Annotated in this window: 1 protein-coding gene; it reads left to right on the forward strand. The window is 72.0% G+C overall.

Annotated elements, in window-relative coordinates:
* On the forward strand, window positions 1–483 hold a 483-nt coding region (locus AB4Y92_RS25645), incomplete at both ends, for an ABC transporter ATP-binding protein (protein ID WP_441822180.1).

Raw genomic sequence — 483 nt, forward strand, 5'->3', positions numbered from 1 at the left:
GCACCAGCCTCGCGCGGCGCCGATCTCGCGATCGCGGGTGTCTCGCATGCCTTCGATCTCGAGGGCCGGCCGCTGCCGGTTCTCGACGATATCGACCTTAACGTCCGGGCCGGCGAATTCGTCGCCCTGCTCGGTCCGAGCGGCTGCGGGAAGTCGACGCTGCTGCGGCTCGTCGCCGGGTTGGAGCCGCCCACTCAAGGCCGGATCGCGGCCGCGGGGGAGCTGATCACCGCTCCCGACCCGTCCCGCGTCGTCGTCTTCCAGGACCCGACGCTCTATCCCTGGCGCACCGTCTGGCGGAACGTCGCGCTCGGGCTGGAGGCGCGCGGCCTGCTCGCCACGCAGAAAGGCCGTGTCGACGATGCGCTGCGGACGGTCGGTCTCGCCGGCTTCGAGCGGGCCTTTCCGCGCCAGCTTTCCGGCGGCATGGCGCAGCGCGCGGCGCTGGCACGCGCGCTCGTCAATGATCCCAGCGTGCTGATC

It is taken from the genome of Lysobacter sp. TAB13, assembly GCF_052113885.1.
GTDB lineage: Bacteria > Pseudomonadota > Gammaproteobacteria > Xanthomonadales > Xanthomonadaceae > Lysobacter > Lysobacter gummosus.